This window comes from Micrococcus sp. HSID17227 (genome assembly GCF_003989405.1).
GTDB classification, from domain to species: Bacteria; Actinomycetota; Actinomycetes; order Actinomycetales; family Micrococcaceae; genus Micrococcus; species Micrococcus luteus.
Genome location: NZ_RBLN01000209.1, coordinates 1 through 4,010 on the forward strand (window position 1 = coordinate 1; position 4,010 = coordinate 4,010).

Sequence of the window (4,010 nt, forward strand, 5' to 3'; positions counted from 1 at the left end):
GACGCGCGGGCGGAATCCGCCGGCGAGTCCTACAGCCGGGCCATCATCCACGAGCTCGGCTTCGTCCCGCCCACGGCGCTGCAGCATCGCCACCGGGATGCGAACGGACGCGGGGTGGCCCGCACGGTGAGCGCGGAGGCGCCGCACTGCTCGAGCTGGACCGTCGCGTCCCACGCGAGCAGCGGCAGCGCCGCCGTCGTCATGCCCATCAGCGCCATCGCCATGCCGGCGGACGCCACCGCGCGGGGCAGCCCCGAGCGCTCGGCGCCGCGGCTCGTGACCCACACGCGCACGCCGAGCACGAGGGCGACCAGCCCCAGCGCGAGGGCGATCAGCTTCCACGGCAGCACGAGGGAGAAGGAGAGCACCATCCCCAGCAGCGCCACGGACTGCCACAGCAGGGCACGACCGGTGCGGACGCGGCCGGGGTCCGGGGCGCCCTGCGGCGGGCGGGGCGGGGAGGAGGGAACGGGGGCGGACACCCCCTCACCCTACGATGGGCGCATGCGCATCGTTGCCCTCGTCTCCGGTTCCGGCACCAACCTGCAGGCCGTCCTCGACGCCGTGGCCTCCGGCGCCCTGGACATGGAGATCGCCGCGGTGGGCGCCGACGTCGCCGACGCCGGCGGCCTGGAGCGTGCCCGCGCCCACGGGATCGAGACGTTCGTGGTGTCCCCGAAGGACCACGCGGACCGGCGCGCGTGGGACGAGGCGCTCGCGGACGCCGTCGCCGCCTACGCGCCGGACTGGGTGGTGTGCTCCGGATTCATGCGGATCCTGGGCGCCCCGCTGCTCGAGCGGTTCGACGGCCGCATCCTCAACACCCACCCGGCCCTGCTGCCGTCCTTCCCGGGGGCCCACGGCGTCCGGGACGCGCTGGCGCACGGGGTGAAGGTCACCGGCTGCACCGTGCACGTGGTGGACGCGGGCGTGGACACCGGCCCGATCCTCGCGCAGGCCGCGGTGCCCGTGCTGGACACGGACACCGAGGCCGAGCTGCACGAGCGCATCAAGGTCCAGGAGCGGGCCCTGCTGCTGCGCGTGCTCGGCGAGCTCAGTCGGCGCTGACCTCGAGGGCGCGGCCGCGGGTCTCCGGGGCCAGCGCCAGCATCGCCGCGCAGGCCAGGACCACGAGCCCGCCGGTGACGGCGAACGCCCCCGGCAGCCCGAGGGCGGGGACCAGCGTGCCCACGAAGAGCAGCGGACCCAGGCCCGCGCCCACCCGCGAGGCCGCCGACGCCCAGCCGAAGCCGGAGGCGCGCAGCGTCGTCGGGTACAGCTCGGAGACGTACGTGTAGAGCACCGGGATCGCGACCTGCACCACGAAGCCGAACGCCAGCACGAGCGGCAGCACCGCAGCGGGCACGTCCAGCACGCTCGCCAGCCAGACGGTCAGGGCGCTCGCGACGACGGCGCTGACGGCCAGCAGCCAGCGGCGGCCGGTGACCTCGATCAGCGCGGTGGCCACGACCACGCCGAGCAGGCCGGCCGCGGCCATGCCGGAGGTCATGATGAAGGCGCGGCCCTCCGCGTAGCCGGCGTCGATGAGGAACGTCGGCAGCCACTGCAGCGCGATGTAGTAGACGAGCATGATGGCCACGAACAGGGCCCAGGCGACCGCGGTGATGCGCGGGGAGAACCGCCAGACCGCGGCGAGCTGCGCGCCGACGCCGCCGGAGCGGGCCGGCTCGGCCGGGGGCATCGTGTAGGGCCGGCGAGGCGCGCCGGTGGCCGCCACCATGCGGTCGATGACGGCGCGGGCCTGTGCCTCGCGGCCCCGGCTCATCAGGAACAGCGGGGACTCGGGGATGCCCAGGCGCACGACGAACACGAGCAGGGCCGGCAGGACCATGGCCAGCAGGGGCAGGCGCCAGTCGCCCCACGTGCCCACGAGCCAGGCGGAGACGAGGCCGCACAGCGCGGCGCCGACGGGCCACCAGCCGTCCATCGCGGCCAGGACGCGGCCGCGCAGCCGGCGCGGGGTGAACTCGCCCACGAGTGCGTAGTCCACGGGGATCGTGCCGCCCAGGCCCACACCGGCCACGAAGCGGAACAGCGCGAACCACAGCAGCGAGTCCGTCAGCGCGCCCGCGATCGTGAACACGGAGAAGATCGCGAGCGTCCACGCGAACGCCGCCTTGCGGCCGATGCGGTCCGCGATGGTGCCCCACAGGAACGCGCCCACGGCCATGCCGATGAGGTTGGCGGTGCCGATCCACGCGGCGTCGGCCTTGTCCAGGGCCCACTCCTCGCGCAGCAAGGGGATCATCACGCCGTTGAGCGTGACGTCCCACGCGTCGAACATGAAGCCCAGGCCGCCGATCAGGAAGATGCGGCCCTGGACGGACCAGCGCCACGGCAGCTCCTGGACGACCGCCTCGCCGGTGGGCAGGGCGGCGTCGGGGGAGACGACGTCGGGCGTGGGCCCGGGGTGCGCGCCGTCGGCGCTGGGGCGGGGTGGGGTGGCGGAGGACATGGTCGGCTCCCGTTCGTCGGGTGGAGTGGGGCGGTCCGTCACGTGGACGCCTGGGCCATTATGCGGCCCGGCCTATGCTGGGGATGCACCCGGACCCCCTCGAAGGAGCGCCCCCTCGTGACCTCTGCCCAGCCCATCCCCACCGTCCTGGACACGGTGCCCCTGAAGCGGGCCCTGATCTCCGTGTACGACAAGACCGGCCTCGAGGAGCTCGCCACCGGGCTCCACGCCGCGGGCGTGCAGATCGTCTCGACCGGCTCCACCGCCCAGCGCATCGCCGCCGCCGGTGTGCCCGTCACCGAGGTCGCCGAGGTCACCGGGTTCCAGGAGTGCCTGGACGGCCGCGTGAAGACGCTGCACCCGCGCGTGCACGCGGGCATTCTGGCCGACCGTCGTCGTGAGGACCACGTGACCCAGCTGCGCGAGCTCGAGGTGGAGCCGTTCGACCTCGTCGTCGTGAACCTCTACCCGTTCGTGGACACCGTGAACTCGGGCGCCGCGGAGGACGCCGTCGTCGAGCAGATCGACATCGGCGGGCCGTCCATGGTGCGCGCGGCGGCGAAGAACCACGCGTCCGTGGCGATCGTCGTGGACCCGGCCCGCTACGGCGAGGTCGTCCAGGCTGCCCAGTCCGGCGGCTTCGACCTGCGTGCCCGCCGGCGCCTGGCCGCCCTGGCCTTCGCCCACACCGCGGCGTACGACAACGCCGTGGCCGCCTGGACCGCCGCCCACTTCGGCGAGGACACGCACGCCGACGAGATCCCCGTGTTCCCGCCCTACGCCGGCTTCTCCCTCGAGCGCGCGCAGATCCTGCGCTACGGCGAGAACCCGCACCAGCCCGCGGCGCTGTACCTGGACTCCTCGGCGGCCCCCGGCATCGCGCAGGCCGAGCTGCTGCACGGCAAGCCGATGAGCTACAACAACTACGTGGACGCCGACGCCGCGGTGCGCGCCGCCTTCGACCACCCGGTCCCGGCCGTGGCGATCGTCAAGCACGCCAACCCGTGCGGCGTGGCCGTCACGGACGAGGGCACGGACATCGCGCAGGCGCACGCCAAGGCCCACGCGTGCGATCCGGTCTCCGCGTTCGGCGGCGTGATCGCGGCCAACCGCCCCGTCACCGCCGCCATGGCCGCCCAGGTGAAGGACGTGTTCACGGAGGTCGTCGTGGCCCCGGCGTTCGAGCCTGAGGCCCTGGAGATCCTCTCCGCCAAGAAGAACCTGCGCCTGCTGAGCCTGCCCGAGGGCTTCCTGCGGGACGCCGTGGAGGCCAAGCAGGTCTCCGGCGGCATGCTGCTGCAGATCGCGGACGCGGTGGACGCGGACGGCGACGACCCGGCCACCTGGACCCTCGCCGCCGGCCCGGCCGCCGACGAGGCCGTCCTGGCCGACCTGGCCTTCGCGTGGCGCGCCGTGCAGCGGGACGCCTTCATCGCCGCGATGGTGTGGGGATACGGACGGGTCGGCTACGGCCCCTCCCGGGTGGAGCGCATCATGGCGCAGCCCGGGTTTGAGGAGCAGCTCGCCGACGTCA

4 protein-coding genes are annotated in these 4,010 nt (G+C 74.2%); 2 read left to right on the plus strand and 2 right to left on the minus strand.

Translation table 11 applies throughout. The features are described from left to right. Positions 1–29: 29 nt before the first annotated feature. A complete protein-coding gene (locus tag D8M29_RS09550) occupies positions 30–482 on the minus strand; it encodes a hypothetical protein (protein WP_238693371.1) in 453 nt (150 codons plus the stop codon). Positions 483–504: 22 nt separating this feature from the next. Between D8M29_RS09550 and purN the strand changes: the two genes are divergently transcribed. Further along, entirely contained in the window at positions 505–1,068 is a 564-nt protein-coding gene (gene purN / locus D8M29_RS09555) for a phosphoribosylglycinamide formyltransferase (RefSeq protein WP_078025794.1), read from the plus strand. Here purN and D8M29_RS09560 read toward each other — a convergent pair. Beyond that, positions 1,055–2,476 carry an MFS transporter gene (locus D8M29_RS09560; RefSeq protein WP_036338169.1) on the minus strand — a complete coding sequence of 474 codons (1,422 nt, stop codon included), beginning with the start codon at positions 2,474–2,476 and terminating at the stop codon, positions 1,055–1,057. The genes purN and D8M29_RS09560 overlap by 14 nt on opposite strands. 117 nt (positions 2,477–2,593) lie before the next feature. Here D8M29_RS09560 and purH point away from each other — a divergent pair. Beyond that, on the plus strand, positions 2,594–4,010 hold a 1,417-nt coding region (purH, locus tag D8M29_RS09565), incomplete at its 3' end, for a bifunctional phosphoribosylaminoimidazolecarboxamide formyltransferase/IMP cyclohydrolase (protein ID WP_238693372.1).